Here is a 19,156-nt window from a genome sequence, read left to right on the forward strand (position 1 = left end):
GTGCTGAAGGCGACGCTGCGGAGCTTCTTCGCGCACAAGGGCCGGCTGCTGCTGTCCGCGCTCGCGGTGGTGCTGTCCGTGGCCTTCGTGGCGGGCAGTCTGATCTTCTCGGACACGGTCACCCGTACCTTCGACCGACTGTTCGCCTCCACCTCGGCGGATGTCACCGTGGGGCCCAAGGAGGGCGTCGGGAGCGCTCTGCCGTCCGGGGCGACCCCGACCGTGCCGGCCTCACTTGCCGAGCGCGTCAAGGGCGTGGACGGTGTGGCCAAGGCCGAGATCGACGCCGCGGTGGAGAACATCACGGTCGTCGACGAGCACAACGACCCGGTGGGCCCCACCACCGGAGCCCCCACCATCGCGACCAACTGGTACGCGGCCGAGCGCAGCCCGGTCGAGCTCACCGACGGGCGGGCGCCGCGCGGTGCCGGTGAGGCCCTTCTGGACGCCGACACCGCGGACAACAAGGACCTGGCCATCGGCGACACCCTGAAGGTGCTGGCGCGGCCCGGTTCGTTCGAGGTCGAGATCGTCGGGATCGCGACGTTCACCACCACCAACCCGGGTGCGGCACTGGTCTTCCTCGACACCCCGACCGCACAGGAGAAGCTCCTCGGCGACAAGGACCTGGCCACCTCCATCGGCGTGGAGGCCGCGGACGGGACCACGGACGCGCAGCTCAAGCGCAGCCTCGCCGCCGAGCTGGGCTCGGCCTACGAGCTCAAGACCGCCGACGAGCAGGCGGAGTCGGCGGCCGCGGACTTCGGCAGCTTCCTCGACGTCATCAAGTACGTGATGCTGGGCTTCGCCGGGATCGCGGTCCTCGTCGGCATCTTCCTGATCGTCAACACCTTCTCGATGCTCATCGCCCAGCGCACCCGGGAGCTCGGCCTGATGCGGGCGTTGGGTGCGGACCGCCGCCAGGTCAGGCGCTCGGTGCTCACCGAGGCGCTGCTGCTCGGCCTGGTCGGTTCGACCCTCGGTCTGCTCACCGGAATCGGTCTGGCCGCCGGGCTCATCGAGTTGATGGGCCTGCTCGGGATGAATCTGGACACCACCGAGATGGTGATCGGCTGGGTCACCCCGGTCGCGGCGTATGTGGTCGGCGTCGGTGTCACCTTCGTCTCGGCGTATCTGCCGGCCAGGCGTGCCGCCCGGGTGTCCCCGATGGCTGCACTCTCCGATGTCGAAGTCACCGGTGTGGGGCGGCCGTTGACGGTCCGGGCGATCGTCGGCGGGGTGACCGGAGCGGCCGGAGTGGCGGCTCTCGCCGGGTGCGCGGCGGCGGACAGGACCGGGACGGCCGCACCGCTACTCGGTCTCGGGGTCGTGCTGACCCTGATCGCCATGGTGATCGCAGGACCGCTCCTGGTCCGGCCGGTGATCCGGGTGCTCGGCTCCGCCTTCCCCGCGGTCTTCGGCTCGGTGGGCCGGATGAGCCAGCGCAACGCCCTGCGCAATCCCCGGCGTACCGGTGCCACGGCAGCCGCCCTGATGGTGGGGCTCGCCCTGGTCGGCGGGCTCTCGGTGGCGAGCGAGTCGATGAGCGCGTCCTTCGACCGCGAGATCGACCGCACCCTCGGCGCCGACTTCATCGTGCAGAACACCAACTTCATGCCGTTCCCCGACGAGATCCGTGAGCGGGTGCAGGAGGCGGACGGCTCCGGTCTGGTGGTCCGTCAGCGCTTCGTACCGCTGGAGCTGCGCCTGCCCGACGGCAAGCGCGTGGAGTCGACCGCGGGGGCGTACGAGTCGGGGCTCGACGAGGTGGCCAAGATCGACTATGCCCAGGGTGACAGCGCCGCGGTGCTCGCTCCCGACCGGATCGCCATGGACGTGGAGTTCGCCAAGGACCACGGCGTGCGGCTGAACGGCAAGATCCCGGTGGAGTTCCCCGGCGGACGCAAGGCCTCACTGACCGTGGGCGCCTTCACGGACCTCGGCTCGACGACGGGTCCAGGCTCCGAGGGCGGTCTGGTGATGGGCTTCGACACCGCCCAGAAGTATCTGCCGGACGGCCAGGACTCGGCGCTCTATGTCAACGCCTCGAAGGGCGGCGACAAGGACGCGCTCCGCGCCGAGCTCGAGAAGGCACTCGACCCGTATCCCCAGGTCCAGGTGCGCGACCAGGCTGACTACAAGGAGCTGGTGCGGGGACAGATCGCGGTGATGCTCTATCTGGTGTACGCACTCCTCGGCCTCGCGATCATCATCGCGGTGCTCGGAGTGGTGAACACCCTGGCGCTGTCGGTCGTCGAGCGCACCCGGGAGATCGGACTGCTCCGCGCGATCGGCCTGGGGCGGCGGCAGCTTCGCCGGATGATCCGCCTCGAGTCCGTGGTGATCGCCGTGTTCGGCGCCGTGCTCGGTCTGGGCCTCGGTCTTGTCTGGGGGCTTGCGATACAGCAGGTGCTCGCCTTGGAGGGCATGACCGAACTCGCCCTGCCCTGGGGCACGATCGTCGCCGTCCTGATCGGGTCGATCGTGGTCGGCCTGACCGCCGCGCTGCTGCCGGCTCTGCGCGCCTCCCGGATGAACGTCCTGGCGGCGATCGCACACGAGTAGCGCCCATCGCCCCGCACGCAGGCTCCTGCCCGATGCCACCCGCCCCCGTACACAGGAGAGTTGATGCCACGTCCCTTCCGTTTCGGCGTGAATCTGATGGATCAGGCGGACGGCAGCAGCTGGCGTGCGAAGTGCCGTCGCGCAGAGGAGCTGGGGTACGACGTGATCCTGGTGCCCGATCATCTGGGCATGCCGGCGCCGTTCCCCGCCCTGGTCGCGGCCGCCGAGGTGACCGAGCGTCCGCGCCTCGGCACCTTCGTGCTCAATACCGGCTTCTGGAATCCGACACTGCTGGCCAGGGAGATCGCCGGTACGGACGCACTCGCCGGCGGCCGTCTGGAGATCGGTCTGGGTGCGGGATATGTGCGCGAGGAGCACGAGCGGGCGGGTCTCGAGTTCCCGTCTCCTGGCGCCCGGGTGCGTCATCTTCGGCGCACCGTCGAGGAGTTGGACCGGCTGCTGGGAGACGAGGAGCATCTGCCGCGTACGGTGCAGCGGCCCCGGCCGCCGCTCCTCATCGGTGGGAACGGCGACCGCGTCCTGGACCTGGCGGCCGAGCGGGCCGAGACGGTGGCCTTCTCCGGCGGCCGCGAGACCAAGGAGGGCATCAAGGCGCACACGGCCGACGCCCTCGAGGAGCGGGTGGCCGCGTTCCGTGCGCGAGCGGCCCGGCACGGGACTGATCCCGAGCTGAATCTGCTGCTGCAGCTCGTCGCCGTGACCGACGACCGGGCAGCGGAAGCCGGCGCGCTCGGCCCGCTCGCGCCCGATCTCACCGAGGACGAGCTTCTGGCCCTGCCCATCCTGGCGCTCGGCACCGTGCCGGAGATCTGCGGCCAGCTGCGGGCGCGGCGCGAGCGGTTCGGCTTCAGCTATTTCACCGTGCTCGAGCCTCATCTGGAGGCTTTCGCGCCGGTCGTACGGGAGTTGAGCGGCGAGTGACGGACCGGTGCAGCGGCCGGACGGCCGTTCCGGCATGCGGACGATCGGCTGGTGCGCGAGCGGCAGCAGGTGATGGGATACCGCCATGGCAGAACCGCACCCCGCCCAGTCGGCAGCACGGCACACAACGACACAGGCAGCCACGGCCGACGCAGCCGAAGCTGCCGACGTGGCCGGCGCAGCCGACAAGACAGCACCGCGCCTTTCGCCGAAGGCAACCCAGCACCTTGCACCGGCGGACAGCCCCCGGATACGGACAGCGACCCCCGAGGACGTCGCCGCGGTGCTCGACTTCTGGCGGACGGCCGCCGAGGGCACCAGCATCAGTGACGATCAGGACGGCGTGCGGCGTCTCGTGGCCCGCGATCCCGATGCGCTGATCCTCGCCGAGCTGGACGGCCGGCTCGTCGGCACGGTGATCGCCGGCTTCGACGGCTGGCGCTGCCACCTCTACCGGCTCGCCGTCCACCCGGAGCAGCGCCGACGCGGTATCGGCAGTGCGCTGCTGCGCGCCGCCGAGCAGCGTTTCACCGCATTGGGCGGCCGCCGCGGCGATGCCATGGTCCTGGTGGCCAATGAGACCGCACACCCGGCCTGGCAGTCGGCGGGCTACCGGCCCGAAGAGCAGTGGCGGCGCTGGACCAAGCCGCTCACCGCGTGAGCCGCCCGAACCGCACGGACGGGTGACCGAGCCGAGCCCGCACCCGCGCCGGTTCGCCGTCGCGCGGGCGGTCGCATCCGTCATCGCGCGGTCCCCCGACAGCTGGCCGATCATGGTACGGAGGTGACCCGATGACCGAACTGCTCCTGCTCGCCGTGGCCGTCCTGCTCTGTCTGACCTGCGGCGTCTTCGTCGCCGCGGAGTTCTCGCTGACCACGGTCGAGCGCAGTGACCTGGAGCGGGCCGTGGAGCGCGGCGACCGCGGTGCCGCGAGCGCACTGAAGGCGGTGCGCAGTCTGACGTTCCAGCTGTCGGGCGCCCAGCTGGGCATCACCGTCACCAACCTGGTCGTCGGCATGCTCTCCGAGCCGTCGATCGCGAAGCTGATCGCCGGTCCGCTGCGGTCGGTGGGGGTGCCGGAGTCGGCGACCTCGTCGATCGCCCTCATCATCGGTACGGCCCTGTCGACGGTCTTCCTGATGGTGGTCGGCGAGCTGGTGCCGAAGAACTGGGCGATCTCCTCGCCGCTCGCGGTGGCCCGCCGGGTGGCGACGGCACAGCGCTGGTTCAGCGCGGCGTTCAAGCCGTTCATCACCCATCTCAACAACACGGCGAACCGCTCGGTGCGCCGCTTCGGCATGGAGCCCGCCGAGGAGCTGGCCTCGGCCCGCAGCCCCCAGGAACTGGTCGCCCTGGCCAGGCACTCGGCCCAGCGGGGCGCGCTCGAGGCGGACACCGCGGAGCTGTTCGTCCGCACGCTGAACCTCGCCGACCTGACCGCGGAGAACGTGATGACGCCCCGGGTCCAGGTGATGGCCCTCGATGTACGCGCCACCGCCGAGGACGTCGCGTCCGCCACCCGCGCGACGGGGCTGTCCCGCTTCCCCGTCTACCGCTCGAGCCTCGACTCCGTGGTCGGGGTGGCGCACATCAAGGACGTCCTCGCCGTCCCGGCCGAGCGCCGCGCCCGCCACCCGGTCGCCGAGCTGATGCGCGAGCCGCTCCTCGTCCCGGAGACGCTCACCGTGGACCGGCTCCTCGACCGGCTGTCGGGGCGCCGGACCATGGCCGTCGTGATCGACGAGTACGGCGGCACGGCGGGCGTCGCCACCATCGAGGACATCGTCGAGGAGGTGGTGGGCGAGGTGCGGGACGAGCACGACCCGCACGAGACCCCCGATCTCGCACCCGCGGGCGAGGACGAGGACGGTCGCAGGCTGTACTCGGCGGACGGCTCGGCCCGTACCGACCAGCTGCTCAAGATCGGCCTGCGTGCCCCGGACGGACCGTACGAGACGCTGGCGGGCCTGGTGGCCCACGAGCTGGGCCAGATCCCGAAGGTGGGCGACACCCTTCGGGTGCACGACTGGCAGCTCAATGTCGTCGACGCCACGGGGCATCGCGCCGCACGCGTGCAGCTGCGCGCCCCGGCCGCCACCGCGGCCGAAACCGAGACCGGGCGGCCCGAGGAGGAGCAGCGATGATCGTCCTGCAACTGCTGATCGGTGTGGCGACGCTGGTGGTGAACGCCTTCTTCGTGGGCGCCGAGTTCGCGGTGATCTCGGTCCGCCGGAGCCAGATCGAGCCGCGCGCCGAAGCGGGCGACCGGCGGGCCCGCAGCGTCCTGTGGGGCCTGCAGCACGTCTCCCAGCTGCTTGCCGCGGCCCAGCTCGGGATCACGCTGTGCACCCTGGTCCTGGGTGTGGTGGCCGAGCCGGCGATCGCGCATCTCCTCGAGCCGATCTTCGACGCGGTGGGAGTGCCGCATGGTCTCGTGCACCCGATCTCGTTCGTGATCGCCCTGACCGTGGCCACGTACTTGCACATGCTGCTGGGCGAGATGATCCCGAAGAACGTCGCACTCGCCGAGCCGGTCCGTACCGTCCTGCTGCTCGGTCCGCCGCTGGTCGCCCTGACCCGCGCCCTGCGCCCGGTCATCTTCACGGTCAACGCCTTTGCGAACGGGCTGCTCAAACTGCTCCGTGTGGAGCCGAAGGACGAGGTCGAGTCGACGTTCTCGGACGACGAACTGGCGCGCCTGGTCAAGGACTCGGGCGATGCGGGCCTGCTCGACGACCGTGCCCAGGAGCGGCTGCACGACGCGCTCGAACTGGGCCGCCGTCCGGTACGGGACGTGGTGCTGCCCCTGGAGCGCCTGGTGTACGCGGAGGTCGGGGTGACGCCGGAGCAGCTGGAGGAGCTCTCGGCGCAGTCCGGCTTCTCGCGGTTCCCGGTGGTCGACGAGGGGCGCCGGATCGTCGGCTATCTGCACGTCAAGGACGCACTCGACGCGATGCCGCGGGATCTGCCGTTCCCGGTGCGGGACATGCGCTCGATCGCCCGGGTCCGCGCGGACACTCCGCTCGACGACGTACTGACCGCGATGCGGCGCAGCCGGACACATCTGGCGGCCGTCCTCGGCGACGACGGCCGGCTCGCGGGTCTGGTGACGATGGAGGACGTACTGCGGGAGCTGTTCGGCCAGCCGGTCTGAGAGCGGGTTAGCATCGATCCCGCCATGGAGATCAATGCCACCTACACCAGTCTGGTCGCCGTCGGCGACTCGTTCACCGAGGGCATGTCGGACCGGCTGCCCGACGGCAGCTATCGCGGCTGGGCCGATCTGCTCGCCGCACGTCTCGCGACACGGCAGCCCGGCTTCCGGTACGCCAATCTCGCCGTACGCGGCAAGCTGATCGGCCAGATCGTGGCGGAGCAGGTCGAGGTCGCCGCGGCGATGCGTGCGGATGTGGTGACGCTCGTCGGTGGTCTGAACGACACCCTGCGGCCCAAGTGCGACATGGGCAGGGTCCGGTCGCTGCTCGACGAGGCGGTCGAACGGCTGGCCCCTTCCTGCAAGCAGCTCGTCCTCATGCGCAGCCCCGGCCGGCAGGGCCCGGTCCTGACCCGTTTCCGGCCGCGCATGGAGGAGCTGTTCGCCCACATCGACGAGCTGGCCGGCCGGCACGATGCCCTGGTCGTCGATCTGTACGGCAGCCCGGTGCTCGCCGATCAGCGCATGTGGGACGTCGACCGGCTGCATCTCACCGCGGACGGACACCGCAGGGTGGCCGCGGCCGTCGGCGAGAGCCTCCGCCTCGACCCCGAGTTCGACTGGCGCGCCCCGCTCCCGCCGGCCGTGCCGCCGCGCTGGGCGAGCCGACGCATCGACGACGCGCGTTTCGCCCGCGAGCATCTGCTGCCGTGGATCGGCCGCCGTCTCACCGGCCGTTCCTCGGGCGACGGCCGCGACCCCAAGCGCGCCGAGCTGCTCCCGTACGAGCCGCCGCCGTCCGCATAGCCGCACCTCCCGTCCTGTGGGTTCCTACAGGTCAGGGATGGTCGGGAGGCTGTACGGACGCCCGGTAAACTCCGTGCACGTGACTGCGAAGCCCCGTATCCCCAACGTCCTGGCCGGCCGCTATGCCTCCGCGGAGCTGGCCGACCTCTGGTCCCCCGAGCAGAAGGTGCGCCTCGAGCGGCAGCTCTGGCTGGCTGTCCTGCGTGCTCAGAAGGATCTCGGGATCGAGGTGCCGGACGCCGCGCTCGAGGACTACGCCCGGGTGCTCGACACCGTGGACCTCGCCTCGATCGCGGAGCGCGAGAAGGTCACCCGGCACGATGTGAAGGCGCGTATCGAGGAGTTCAACGCCCTCGCCGGGCATGAGCACATCCACAAGGGCATGACCTCGCGCGACCTCACGGAGAACGTGGAGCAGCTGCAGGTCCGCCGTTCCCTCGAGCTGGTGCGGGACCGCTCGGTGGCCGTGCTCGCGCGGCTCGGCAGGCTGGCGGGCGAGTACGGGGAACTGGTGATGGCCGGCCGCTCGCACAATGTCGCGGCCCAGGCCACCACGCTCGGCAAGCGCTTCGCGACCGCGGCCGACGAGCTGCTTGTCGCGCACGGCCGGATCGAGGAGCTGCTCGGCCGCTATCCGCTGCGCGGCATCAAGGGCCCGGTCGGCACCGCCCAGGACATGCTCGACCTGCTCGGCGGGGACGCGGCGAAGCTGGCGGACCTGGAGCAGCGGGTGGCGGCGCACCTCGGCTTCGCGCGGTCGTTCACCTCGGTCGGGCAGGTGTATCCGCGCTCGCTCGATTACGAGGTCGTCACCTCTCTGGTGCAGCTCGCCGGGGCCCCGTCGTCGCTGGCGAAGACGATCCGGCTGATGGCGGGCCACGAGCTGGTCACCGAGGGCTTCAAGCCCGGCCAGGTCGGCTCCTCGGCGATGCCGCACAAGATGAACACCCGTTCCTGCGAGCGGGTCAACGGCCTGATGGTGATCCTGCGCGGCTACGCCTCGATGACGGGCGAGCTCGCGGGCGACCAGTGGAACGAGGGCGATGTGTCGTGCTCGGTGGTCCGCCGGGTCGCGCTGCCGGACGCGTTCTTCGCGCTCGACGGTCTGCTCGAGACGTTCCTGACGGTGCTCGACGAGTTCGGCGCCTTCCCCGCGGTGGTCGCCCGTGAGCTCGACCGGTATCTGCCGTTCCTCGCCACCACCAAGGTGCTGATGGGTGCGGTGCGCGGCGGCGTCGGCCGCGAGCTCGCGCACGAGGCGATCAAGGAGCACGCGGTCGCCTCGGCGCTCGCGATGCGTGAGCAGGGCGCGGAGCGCAACGAGCTGCTCGACCGGCTCGCCGCCGACGAGCGCATCCCGCTCGACCGTGCGGGTCTCGACGCCCTGATGGCCGACAAGCTGTCCTTCACCGGCGCCGCGGGCGACCAGGTGGCGACGGTGGTGGCCCGCGTCGAGGAGCTGGTGAAGCACCATCCGGAGGCCGCCGGTTACGCGCCGGGAGCGATCCTCTGAGCCGGTTCACTCCGCAGGAGCTCGAGTCCGCCCGCGGCCGCATCGTCCCCGATGTGGTCGCGGGCGGACTGCGTGTGCTGTTCTGCGGCATCAATCCGAGCCTGATGACGGCGGCGACCGGTCACCACTTCGCCCGTCCGGGCAATCGGTTCTGGCCGGTGCTGCACGCCGCGGGTTTCACCCCGCGCCGGCTGCTCCCGGCCGAGCAGGACGAACTCCTCTCGTACGGTCTGGGCATCACGAATGTGGTGGCGCGGGCGACGGCACGGGCCGATGAGCTGGCGCCGGACGAGTTCGTTGCCGGTGGCAGCGTGCTCGCCGCCAAGGTGGAGCGGCTGCGGCCGGGGTGGCTCGCGGTGGTCGGAGTCACGGCGTACCGGGCGGCGTTCGGCGACCGGACGGCGCGGATCGGGCCGCAGCGGGAGCGGATCGGCGGCAGCCGGGTCTGGGTGCTGCCCAACCCCAGTGGCCTGAACGCCCGTTGGTCGCTCGACGCGATGGCCGAGGAGTACGGGCGGCTGCGGGAGGCGGCCGAGGCGCGCTGAGCGCCGACCCGCGCCCGGCCCTCCTCAGGCGTCCCGGCGCCGGAACGCCCACCAGCCGGCGAGCACCGCGGCCAGGGCCCACAGCGCGCTGATGCCGAGACCCTGCCAGGGCCCGATGCCGCTGGGCGCGTCCTGGTAGAGGACGACCTGTCCCGCGCGGTCGGGCAGCAGGTCGGCCGCGGTCGACGACATGTCGCCGATCACGAACGACACGATCAGTGTGAACGGGATGAGCAGGCCCAGCGTGCCCGCGCCGCTGCGCAGCAGCACCGTGACGCCCGCCGCGAAGAGTGCCATCAGGCCGAGGTAGATGCCGCCGCCGGTGCAGGCCCGGAGCGCCCCGGGTTCGTCGAGCCCGATGGCGTACTCGCCCATGAAGGCCTGGCCGACGGCGAAGCTCGCGTACGCGGTGAGGATTCCGGCTGCGATGCCGAGCGCCCCGATCACGGTCATCTTGGACGCGTACAGGAGTCCGCGGCGCGGTACGGCGCTCAGGGAGACCCGCAGTGCGCCGTCCCGGTACTCGGACGAGACCGCGGTCGCGCCGAAGCAGATGGCTGCGATCTGGGCGAAGTTGAGGGCGTAGAAGGCGTTGAAGAGGAGGTCGGCGCCCGGGTTGTCGGCCTCGGCCTGGCCGACCGTGGGGAACACGAGGAGGGTGACCGTGAGTGTCACGGCCACGATGCAGACCAGGGAGATCAGGCTGGCCCGCACCGATCTGACCTTGATCCACTCGGATCGGATGACGGCGGGTGCTGCCGGACGCGGGGAGGTGGTCGGCTCGGCGGCGGTGGACATGGCGGTGGCGCCTCCTGGGGTCATGTGCGGGCCTCGCGACGGCCGGCGGTGGCGGGTCGGGCGGCGAACTCCGCGTCGTCCGCGGTGAGCGCGCAGTAGGCCTTCTCCAACGAGCCCTCTTGGTCGGCGAGTTCGAGTACGGGGACGCCCTCGCGGGCGGCGATCGCGCCGACCTGTTCGGCGCGGACCCCTTCGACGAGCAGCCGTCCGTCGTCCGCGCGCTCGGTGGGGTGTCCGGCCCGGGTCAGCGCGGCCTCGAGCCGGGAGCTCTCCAGTGCGCGTACGCGTACGCGTGGGTTGCTGTGTGCGTCGATGAAGTCCCGCATCGGGGTGTCCGCGAGCAGCCGCCCCCGGCCGAGCACGACCAACTGGTCCGCGAAGGTGGCGGTCTCGTTCATCAGATGGCTGGAGACCAGGACGGTGCGGCCTTCGGCGGCGAGGCGGCGCAGCAGCTCGCGGATCCAGATGATGCCTTCCGGGTCGAGGCCGTTGGACGGTTCGTCGAGCATGACGACCTGCGGGTCGCCGAGCAGCGCGGCCGCGATGCCGAGGCGCTGGCGCATGCCGAGCGAGTACGTCCGCACCCGGTGCCGGGCGACCTCGGCGAGTCCCGCCTCCTCGAGGACCTCGTCCACGCGTGCGGCCGGGATCCGGTTGGCGGTGGCGAGGGCGAGGAGGTGGTTGCGTGCGGTGCGTGACCCGTGTGCCGCACCGGCGTCGAGCAACGCGCCCACCACACGCAGGGGTTCGGGGATCGACCGGTAGTCCAGGTCACCGACCGTCGCCGTGCCCGAGGTGGGGGTGTCGGTGCCGAGCACCATGCGCATGGTGGTGGACTTGCCGGCGCCGTTGGGGCCGAGGAACCCGGTGACCTGCCCGGGCCGCACGGTGAACGTCAGGCCGTCCACGGCGCGTCTGGCCCCGTAGTCCTTGGTGAGGTCCTGTACGTGGATGCTGGTCATGGGAATCATGCTGGTGGTCGGGGGCGGCCCGGCACTTCCCCCGCCGGTGGGGTCCGTCTCCCCCGCCAGGGGGAACTGTCCCGTGGCGGGGCGCTGGCAGGATGGCGGCATGCCCGCACTTCTCGCCCCGCTGACCCGGGCCGTGACCTACACACGCTGGCTGCACATGGTCCTCGGGTCGCTGATCGCGATCATCACCACGTTCGTCTATCCCGGCTGGATCGATCCGACGGCCGGTGACTGGGCGGTCGTTCCGCTGGTGCCGGTCCCGCTGCTCCTGGTGGCGGCGCTGATCCCGTCGATACGGCTCGCGGAAGGGCTGCAGGCGCAGGTCATGCTGCTGCCCGGTCCGCATGCGCGGGTGCGCGGGGGCGGCGCCACCGAGCGGGTGGACGACATCGTGGCGGCCCCGTCGGCCTCCTGGCGGGATCGTGGGCGTACCGCGGTGTGGCTGGTGCTGCGCCTCGAGGTGGGGTGTGCGGTGGCGGCGGCGACCACCCAGATGCTCGCGATGAGCCTGGATCTCGTCACCGCGGCGACGGGCGCCCCGCCGAGTCAGGCGGCGGTGCTGCACCTTGAGGGCGGGCACTGGACGTACGGCTTGCTCTCACCCGTACCGGCGATCGTGCTGGTGTATCTGATGGCCGGGGCCGGTGTACTGATGACGACCGCGGCCCGCCGGCTGCTCGGTCCGTCGCCCGCGGAGCGCCTCGCGGCGCTCGAAGCGCGTACCGAGCTGCTTCTGGAGCGCAACCGCATCGCGCGCGAGCTGCACGACTCGATCGGGCACGCGCTGACCGTCGCGGTGGTGCAGGCGGGTGCGGCGCGTGCGGCGGGCAGCTCGGAGTTCACCGACCGGGCGCTGGACGCGATCGAGGGCACGGGCCGTGCGGCGCTGGAGGATCTGGACCGGGTGCTGCGCGTCCTGCGGGACCCGTCGCCGCCGGCGAGCGGGCAGCCGACGCTCGCCGACGCGCACGGGCTCCTCGACTCGGCCCGTGCGGCGGGCACCGATGTGCAGGCAGCCATCACGGGGCCGCTCGGCGGGATTCCTGCCCCGGTCTCGCGCGAGGGGTACCGGATCCTGCAGGAGTCCCTCACCAATGTGCTGCGTCATGCCCGCGGTGCGCCGGTACGGCTCCGCATGACCGTCGACGACGCCCTCCTGGAGATCGACGTACGCAATCCGCTGCCCGTCCCGTCCGGTGTCCGGGACGTCGGTGCCGGCAGCGGTCTGCGCGGCATCCGCGAGCGGGCGGCACTGCTCGGCGGCCGCGCGACGGCCGGCCCCGAGGACAGCGAGTGGCGGGTACGTGTGGAGCTGCCGCTCGGCCAGGGCTTGGTGCGGGGCCCCGTGGGTGCCGGGAGGGATCGCGACCTTGGCCCGGGCGACCCGCCCGGCTAGTGCCTGTTCGGCGCCGCGTCCCTGCTGGCGGGTCTGGCCCCCACGTTCGCGTTCCTGGTGATCGCGCGCCTCCTGCAGGGCGCCGGTGAGGCCGTCGCGCTGCCCGCGGCCATGGCCACCATCGTCCTGATGTTCCCCGAAGGGCCGCGCCGGTCGAGGGCGTTGAGCGTATGGGCGGCGGTGGCCAGCTGTGGCCTCGTCGTCGGATTCGTGCTCTCCGGAGTCGTCACGGCCCATCTGGGCTGGCGGTGGATCTTCCTGATCTCGGTCCCGTTCATCCTGATCGTGCTGCTGGCAGCCGTCGTCCTGGTCGAGGGGGAACGACCCGTGTCCGAGGACGCCCCGGCGCTGGACCTTCCCGGCGCACTGGGGATCGGCCCGCTCGGTGCCGGTCTGGCGATGGTGCCGCTCGCGCTCTCGCTGATCGTGTTCTCCATGCTTGTGCCCCGGCTGCTCGGCCGTTGGGGAGCACGCGCGTGCGTGCTCGCCGGCATCGGGTGCACCGCGGCCGCGATGGCCGCCATCGCGGCCGTCGCGGCTGTGCGGGCAGACGGTGTGACGATGGTCCCCGCCATGATTCTGCTCGCGGCCGGGATGGCGTTCGGCCTGGTGGGGCTGCAGTACCTCGCGGTCAGCGGCGTGGGTGAGGACGACGCCGGGACCGCCTCGGGCGTCCAGCGCGCCGCCGACCAACTGGGCGGTGCGACCGGGGTGGCGCTCTTCGTCGGGATCGGGTTCGCTCCGTCCGTGCACTCCTTCGATCCGTTCCTGGCCGCCACCGTGCCGGCCGCCGTGGGACTTGTGGCCGGTGCGGCAGTGACCTGGCGCATGGTCGTGTGCCCGTCCTCCTCCCGGGGCCTCTAAGCTCTCCGACGTGTCGGTGACTGTGCTGCTCGTGGACGATGAGCCTCTCGTACGTGCCGGACTGCGTGCGGTGCTCGAGGCGCAGGACGGCATCGAGGTGGTGGGCGAGGCCGCGGACGGGGCGTCGGTGGTGCCGATGGTGCGGCAACTGCGGCCCGATGTGGTGGCGATGGATGTGCGGATGCCGCTGCTCGACGGGATCGAGGCCACCCGCGCGGTGCTGCGGACGGTGTCCGATCCCCCGCGCATCCTGGTGATCACGACCTTCGAGAACGACGAGTACGTGTACCGGGCGCTGCGGGCGGGCGCCGACGGCTTTCTGCTCAAGCGGTCACGGCCGGAGGAGATCGTGCACGCCGTCCGCCTGGTGGCCCTCGGTGATTCGCTGCTCTTCCCGGCCGCGGTGCGCTCGCTCGCCGCTGAGTACGGGAACGCCGAGGCCCGCGCGGCCCTCGACCGTGCGGCGCTCACCGAACGAGAGTCGGCGGTGCTGCGCCTGATGGCGCGGGGCCTGTCCAATGCGGAGATCGCCGCCGAGCTCTTGGTGGGCGGCGAGACGGTCAAGTCGCATGTGAGTTCCGTACTGGCGAAGCTGGGGGCACGCGACCGCACCCAGGCGGTGATCGCGGCCTATGAGTCCGGTTTCGTCGCACCGGGCTGAGGGCCGGGTTCCGTTCGCCGCCACCCGGCCCTCGCCCGGGCACCGGGCTACGAGTACGATCCGGCCATCACGCGGACAAGCTGGGAGGACGACCTTGGCGGGCCTGACCGGCGGAGATCCCTCGTTGCTGCGGCGGATCAATTCGGCCGTGGTACTGCATGCGCTGCGCGGCGCCGAGTCCGCGTCGCTGACCGAGATCACCCGCAGCACCGGCCTTTCCCGGCCGACGGTCGAGGGTGTGGTGGACGGGCTGATGGCGGCCGCGCTGGTGGTGGAGGTGCCCGCCGAGGACGGTACGGCCCGCCGCCAGGGCCGGCCGGCGCGGCGGTTCCGTTTCCGCGCCGAGGCGGGTCATCTGCTGGGCCTGGAGATCGGTTCGCACCGGGTCGCCGCCGTGGTGTCCGATCTGGACGGACGGGTGGTCGGCGCGGGGCAGAAGTCCGTGGACGCGACGGCCTCGGCGGACGAGCGGCTCGACCGGCTACGTGCGGCGATCGCCGATGTGCTGCGCAGGACCGGGGTGTCGCGTGATTCGCTGCGCGCGGTCGGCGCGGGCAGTCCGGGGATCGTGGAGGCCGACGGGACGGTGCGGCTGGGCACGGCGCTGCCCGGCTGGACGGGGTTGCAGCTGGGCGATCGGCTGCGGCGTTCGTTCGCCTGCCCGGTGCTGGTCGAGAACGACGCCAACGCGGCCGCTGTCGCGGAGCATTGGAAGGGTTCGGCGCGGGACTGCGACGACGTGGTCTTCGTGCTCGCCGGGCTCAGTCCGGGAGCGGGATCGCTGATCGGCGGCCGGCTGCACCGGGGGTTCGGTGGGGCGGCGGGCGAGATCGGCGCACTGCATCTGCTCGGCCGTGAGGTGACGCCGGAGACGCTGCTTTCGACGACGGACGAGCCGCTGCATCCGCTGGACGAGCAGGCCGTGACCGAGGTGTTCGCGCATGCCCGTCAGGGCGACGACCGGGCCGCGGCGGCGGTCGAGCGCTACATCCAGCGCCTGGTGCACGATGTCGCCGCGCTGGTCCTGGCGCTCGACCCCGAACTCGTGGTGATCGGCGGCTGGGCGGCCGGTCTGGACGGTGTACTGGAGCCGCTGCGGCGGGAGTTGGCGCGATACTGCCTGCGCAGCCCCCGCGTCACGCTGTCCCTGCTGGGTGAGGCGGCCGTCGCCACGGGGGCGCTGCGGCTTGCGCTCGATCATGTGGAGGAGGAGCTGTTCGCCGTGGAGGGCACGGTGACGGCGCGGCGCTGAGCGGGGCGGCCGTGTGCCGGGAGACGGGCTGGTCGGTCGAGGCCGGGGTCAAGAGGCCTGGGCCTGGCGCTCCGCACCGTGGTGTATCTCGACGTCACCCGTGTCGCCGAAGGTGAGGCGGCAGGTGTCGGCACGGTAGGTGGCCATGGACACGGCTGCGGTACGCCCCTGGGCGAAGTAGCGGGTGGTGACCAGGAGGACGGGGGCGCCGGGGAGGCGGTCGAGTTCCTTGGCGTCGTCCGCGCGGGCGGAGGCCAGCTCCACCGAGCGGTCCTCGCCCTCCAGGTCGAGCCGGTGCAGTTCGCGCAGCACGGCGCGCGCACGGGCCGGTCCCGCGGGTGCGTCGATGCCGGAGAGCTCGGGCACGGCGGACTCGGTGACGTACAGGAGCTCGGCGGCGACGGGCTGACCGCCGCTGACCCGGGACCTGCGCACCAGGTGCACGGTGCGCGCGGGGTCCTGGTCGAGGAGGCGTGCGACGGCGACGGGGGCCAGGGTCTGCATGCAGTCGACGGTGCGCCAGTCGTCGTCGTTGCCCGGCCAGTTCTGCCGGGGTGACCCCACGGCGACACCCATACGGGGCGGGGCGACGGTGGTGCCGACTCCTCGGCGGCGCTGCAGCCGGCCCTCCAGCTCGAGCTGCTCGAGCGCCTGACGCAGGGTGGCGCGGGCGACGCCGAATCGGGCTGCGAGGTCACGCTCGTTGGGCAGGATCTCGCCGATCGAGAACTCGGAGTCGAGTGCTTCCCCGATGACGTTCTTGAGGTGCCAGTACTTCGGCTCCGGCACCGTCTCCAGCTGCGTGGTCCCCACCCTGATCCTCCGCAATCGCCGTGGCCCGGCGGTTTTTCGTGCCCTTGTTTATTAAAGGTTCCTGCACTATCCGCCGACGATAGGCCGGGCCTCTGACTTGGTCAAGACCAATCCTGGGTCCGTTACAGAGCGCGGGGCGGGCGTAGCCCGATGTGTTCATGAGTTGTTGGTCGAGCGCCGGAACTCGGGCGCCTGGCCCTCGATCGCCGGATTGCCTCGACGGGCTGGACGGGCTGGACGGGCTCGATCCGTGGGCTCTCAGGCGGTGAACGACGTCAGCTTGTCGGGGTTGCGGATCACGTACACGCAGCTCACGCGGCCGTCGAGGACGTCGAGCTGGAACACCGAGTCGGGCTTGCCGTCGATCAGCATGAGTACGGCGGGGCCGCCGTTGATCTCGACCGCACGTACCTCGAAGTCGCCCGTCTCCAGGGTCTGCTGGGCGGCACCGCGCAGGAAGCGCCCGACCTTGTCGGCGGATTCGATGACCCGCAGCGGCGCCTTGTGCTTGCCGCCCGCGTCCCCGACGAGCCGCGCGTCCGGGGCGAGCAGCGCCATGAGGCCGTCCAGGTCCCCCTCGACGGCGGCGGTCAGGAATCGTTCGGTCAGATCGCGTCGCTCCGCCGGGTTCACGTCGAAGCGCGGCTTGCGCTCCTGCACGTGTCTACGGGCCCGGCCCGCGAGTTGGCGTACCGCGGCCTCGGTCCGGTCCAGGGTGGTGGCGATCTCGGCGTACGGGAAGCCGAAGGCCTCGCGCAGCACGAACACCGCGCGCTCGAGCGGCGAGAGCGACTCGAGTACGACGAGGACGGCGAGGGACACCGAGTCCGCGAGCACCGCGCGCTCCGCGGAGTCCTGCACGGTGGGCCCGAAGTCGGTGACCAGGGGCTCGGGCAGCCAGGGTCCGATGTATGTCTCGCGCCGTGCGGTGACCTGGCGGAGCCGGTCGATGGCGAGGCGCGTGGTCATCCGCACCAGGAACGCACGCGGCTCCCGTACGTCCGCGCGGTCGGCCGACGACCAGCGCAGCCAGGCGTCCTGTACGACGTCCTCCGCGTCGGCCACCCGGCCGAGCATGCGGTAGGCGACGCCCGTCAGGGTGGGGCGGTGCTCTTCGAAGACGTCGGTCAGGGTGTCCGTTGCCACGGTTACATCCAAAGCCGCCGCAGTCCCGCTGTCCAGGCACCACGGGTGCGACACCGCGCACAATCGGCCGCGGGGCACCGTGTGGCGTGCGGCCGCCGAGGTGTCCGCGCCCGAACTCCGCCGTCCGGCGGGCGGGTTGACGGGTGCGCCGATACGACTGGGGGTATACCCGCGGGTAACGGTTGCTGACAAACTGTCCACAAGAGCGCCGTCCACGTCGAGGAGCAGCATGTCCGCCACCGCCTTCCTGAGCATCGACACTCCGCACGGCCCCGAGACGGTGTCCGTCGCGTATCACCGGGAGGGCGCGGGCGAACCGCTGCTCCTGCTGCACGGCATCGGGCACCACTGGCAGGCCTGGGAGCCGGTCCTACGCATCCTGGCCGCGGAGCGGGACGTGATCGCGGTCGATCTGCCGGGCTTCGGGGAGTCCCCCGCGCTGCCGGCGGCCGTGCCGTACGGACTGCCGGAGGTCAGCGCGGTCCTGGGCGCGTTCTGCGCCGAACTCGGGCTCGACCGGCCGCATGTGGCGGGCAATTCGCTCGGCGGCATGCTGAGCCTGGAGATGGCGCGCAGGAAGCTGGTCCGCAGCGCCACGGTGCTCTCACCGGGCGGTTTCTGGACGCCGGGTGAACGACGGTACGCGTTCGCGACCCTGCTCGCGATGCGCCATGGCGCCCGGTTGCTCCCGGTGCCGGTGATCGAGCGGCTGTCCCGTACCGCGGCCGGGCGCACCGCCCTGACGGGCACCATCTACGCACGGCCGTGGCGGCGTTCACCCGAGGCGGTGGTGGGCGAGACCCTCGCGCTGCGGAACGCGACCGGCTTCGATCTCACTCTCGCCGCCGGACGCGAGGGCGCCGGGGCGGCGACCGCCGAGGACGTCCCGGACGTGCCGGTCACCGTCGCGTGGGGCGAGCGGGACCGGCTGCTCCCCCGCCGGCAGGGGGTCAGGGCCAAGCACGTCGTCCCGTCCGCCCGGCTGATACGGCTCCCCGGCTGCGGGCACGTCCCGATGAACGACGACCCGGCCCTGGTCGCCCGCGTCCTGCTCGACGCCACGGCGGCCGCGCCGCTTGCGATCCCGGCGGGTGAACGCGCCTGAGCCCAGGGCCACTCCGGCCCCGACGAGCACGCTGCCGACGGCCGGGATCGCGCTGCGCCCGCTGAGCAGCTGCACCGCCGAGCCGGTCCGGGATGCGGGGTGGGTCAGGCGTTGGACCACGCTCGTGTGCACAGCACCAGGCGGTAGCCGTCGGGGTCCTGCACCGTGACGCCCCATTCGTTCCAGTAGGGGTTCGGGGACTTGACCCTGGTGCCGCCGTGCTCCTCGAGCCGGGTCACCAGGTCCTCGGGCACCGGGCCGTCGAAGTACAGGACCAGGAGGTCCTCCTCGGTCGGCCGAGGTGCGACCGGGGCGTGTTCCTGGTGGGTGAGTTCGATGTGCCAGTCGGCGTCCGGTGCGCCGACCATCAGGAGGTCGTGCGCGTCCGGGTCGCCGGCTGCGGTGGCCCGGTACACGACGTGCAGGCCGAGGCCGCCGACCCAATAGCGCTCGGCGGCCTCGATGTCGCGGGTCGGGCGGGCGATGCGCAGATGACGCTGTCCGATGTCGTACATGGGCTCCCGTTCCTTGCGGTTGTGCCGGGTGGCTGTCCGCGGGGCGGCTGTGGTGCCGGCGCGTGCTGTTCACCGAGCGTAGGCAGCGCACGGGGAGCGGGGACATCG

Annotated in this window: 17 protein-coding genes and 1 pseudogene; 13 read left to right on the top strand and 5 right to left on the bottom strand. The window is 71.9% G+C overall.

All coding sequences use genetic code 11. The features are described from left to right. The 8 genes from DY218_RS16285 (at position 1) to mug (ending at position 9,527) form a co-directional block, all read left to right on the top strand. Positions 1–2,565 (top strand): FtsX-like permease family protein, encoded by a 2,565-nt coding sequence (locus DY218_RS16285; RefSeq protein ID WP_128556760.1) that lies wholly within the window; start codon positions 1–3, stop codon positions 2,563–2,565. A gap of 63 nt (positions 2,566–2,628) precedes the next feature. After that, positions 2,629–3,507, top strand: a complete 879-nt coding sequence (locus tag DY218_RS16290) for a TIGR03621 family F420-dependent LLM class oxidoreductase (protein WP_128556761.1) — start codon at positions 2,629–2,631, stop codon at positions 3,505–3,507. A gap of 85 nt (positions 3,508–3,592) precedes the next feature. Continuing rightward, on the top strand, positions 3,593–4,168 hold the full coding sequence (locus DY218_RS16295; RefSeq protein ID WP_128556762.1) for a GNAT family N-acetyltransferase: 576 nt from the start codon (positions 3,593–3,595) through the stop codon (positions 4,166–4,168). A 131-nt stretch (positions 4,169–4,299) separates the two neighbouring features. Then, complete coding sequence (locus DY218_RS16300) at positions 4,300–5,652, top strand: hemolysin family protein (protein WP_128556763.1); 1,353 nt, start codon at positions 4,300–4,302, stop codon at positions 5,650–5,652. Then, positions 5,649–6,662, top strand: a complete 1,014-nt coding sequence (locus DY218_RS16305) for a hemolysin family protein (protein ID WP_128556764.1) — start codon at positions 5,649–5,651, stop codon at positions 6,660–6,662. The genes DY218_RS16300 and DY218_RS16305 overlap by 4 nt, the downstream gene beginning before the upstream one ends. Positions 6,663–6,686: 24 nt before the next feature. After that, entirely contained in the window at positions 6,687–7,469 is a 783-nt protein-coding gene (locus DY218_RS16310) for an SGNH/GDSL hydrolase family protein (protein ID WP_128556765.1), read from the top strand. A 37-nt stretch (positions 7,470–7,506) separates the two neighbouring features. Continuing rightward, positions 7,507–8,982, top strand: a complete 1,476-nt coding sequence (gene purB, locus DY218_RS16315; protein WP_128556766.1) for an adenylosuccinate lyase — start codon at positions 7,507–7,509, stop codon at positions 8,980–8,982. Continuing rightward, entirely contained in the window at positions 8,979–9,527 is a 549-nt protein-coding gene (gene mug, locus DY218_RS16320; RefSeq protein ID WP_128556767.1) for a G/U mismatch-specific DNA glycosylase, read from the top strand. The genes purB and mug overlap by 4 nt, the downstream gene beginning before the upstream one ends. A gap of 24 nt (positions 9,528–9,551) precedes the next feature. On the opposite strand, the gene DY218_RS16325 is transcribed toward mug, so the two are convergent. Both DY218_RS16325 and DY218_RS16330 read right to left on the bottom strand, forming a co-directional pair. After that, entirely contained in the window at positions 9,552–10,325 is a 774-nt protein-coding gene (locus DY218_RS16325; RefSeq protein WP_128556768.1) for an ABC transporter permease, read from the bottom strand. Between the two features lie 20 nt (positions 10,326–10,345). Further along, the gene (locus DY218_RS16330; protein WP_128556769.1) at positions 10,346–11,287 is read right to left on the bottom strand and encodes an ATP-binding cassette domain-containing protein; all 942 of its coding nucleotides are present in this window, start codon (positions 11,285–11,287) and stop codon (positions 10,346–10,348) included. A 109-nt stretch (positions 11,288–11,396) separates the two neighbouring features. On the opposite strand from DY218_RS16330, the gene DY218_RS16335 reads away from it, so the two are divergent. The 4 genes and pseudogenes from DY218_RS16335 (at position 11,397) to DY218_RS16350 (ending at position 15,469) form a co-directional block, all read left to right on the top strand. After that, positions 11,397–12,692: a sensor histidine kinase gene (locus DY218_RS16335; RefSeq protein ID WP_128556770.1), complete on the top strand. Its 1,296-nt coding sequence runs from the start codon at positions 11,397–11,399 to the stop codon at positions 12,690–12,692. A gap of 3 nt (positions 12,693–12,695) precedes the next feature. Then, positions 12,696–13,556 (top strand): annotated as a pseudogene (locus tag DY218_RS16340) (MFS transporter); the annotation flags it as partial. 10 nt (positions 13,557–13,566) lie between these two features. After that, entirely contained in the window at positions 13,567–14,217 is a 651-nt protein-coding gene (locus tag DY218_RS16345; RefSeq protein ID WP_128556771.1) for a response regulator transcription factor, read from the top strand. Positions 14,218–14,311: 94 nt separating this feature from the next. Next, on the top strand, positions 14,312–15,469 hold the full coding sequence (locus DY218_RS16350) for an ROK family transcriptional regulator (RefSeq protein ID WP_128556772.1): 1,158 nt from the start codon (positions 14,312–14,314) through the stop codon (positions 15,467–15,469). Positions 15,470–15,517: 48 nt separating this feature from the next. Here DY218_RS16350 and DY218_RS16355 read toward each other — a convergent pair whose 3' ends face one another. Both DY218_RS16355 and sigJ read right to left on the bottom strand, forming a co-directional pair. Continuing rightward, positions 15,518–16,282, bottom strand: a complete 765-nt coding sequence (locus DY218_RS16355) for a GntR family transcriptional regulator (protein WP_128556773.1) — start codon at positions 16,280–16,282, stop codon at positions 15,518–15,520. A 258-nt stretch (positions 16,283–16,540) separates the two neighbouring features. Next, positions 16,541–17,428: an RNA polymerase sigma factor SigJ gene (sigJ, locus tag DY218_RS16360; RefSeq protein ID WP_128556774.1), complete on the bottom strand. Its 888-nt coding sequence runs from the start codon at positions 17,426–17,428 to the stop codon at positions 16,541–16,543. 229 nt (positions 17,429–17,657) lie between these two features. Here sigJ and DY218_RS16365 point away from each other — a divergent pair, with 229 nt between their 5' ends. Then, on the top strand, positions 17,658–18,533 hold the full coding sequence (locus DY218_RS16365; RefSeq protein ID WP_128556775.1) for an alpha/beta fold hydrolase: 876 nt from the start codon (positions 17,658–17,660) through the stop codon (positions 18,531–18,533). 104 nt (positions 18,534–18,637) lie between these two features. Here the strand turns inward: DY218_RS16365 and DY218_RS16370 are convergent, their stop codons facing one another. Beyond that, a complete protein-coding gene (locus DY218_RS16370; RefSeq protein WP_128556776.1) occupies positions 18,638–19,048 on the bottom strand; it encodes a VOC family protein in 411 nt (136 codons plus the stop codon). Between the last annotated feature and the right edge of the window lie 108 nt (positions 19,049–19,156).

Origin of the sequence: Streptomyces triticagri (genome assembly GCF_003429565.1) — a bacterium.
GTDB classification, from domain to species: domain Bacteria; phylum Actinomycetota; class Actinomycetes; order Streptomycetales; family Streptomycetaceae; genus Streptomyces; species Streptomyces triticagri.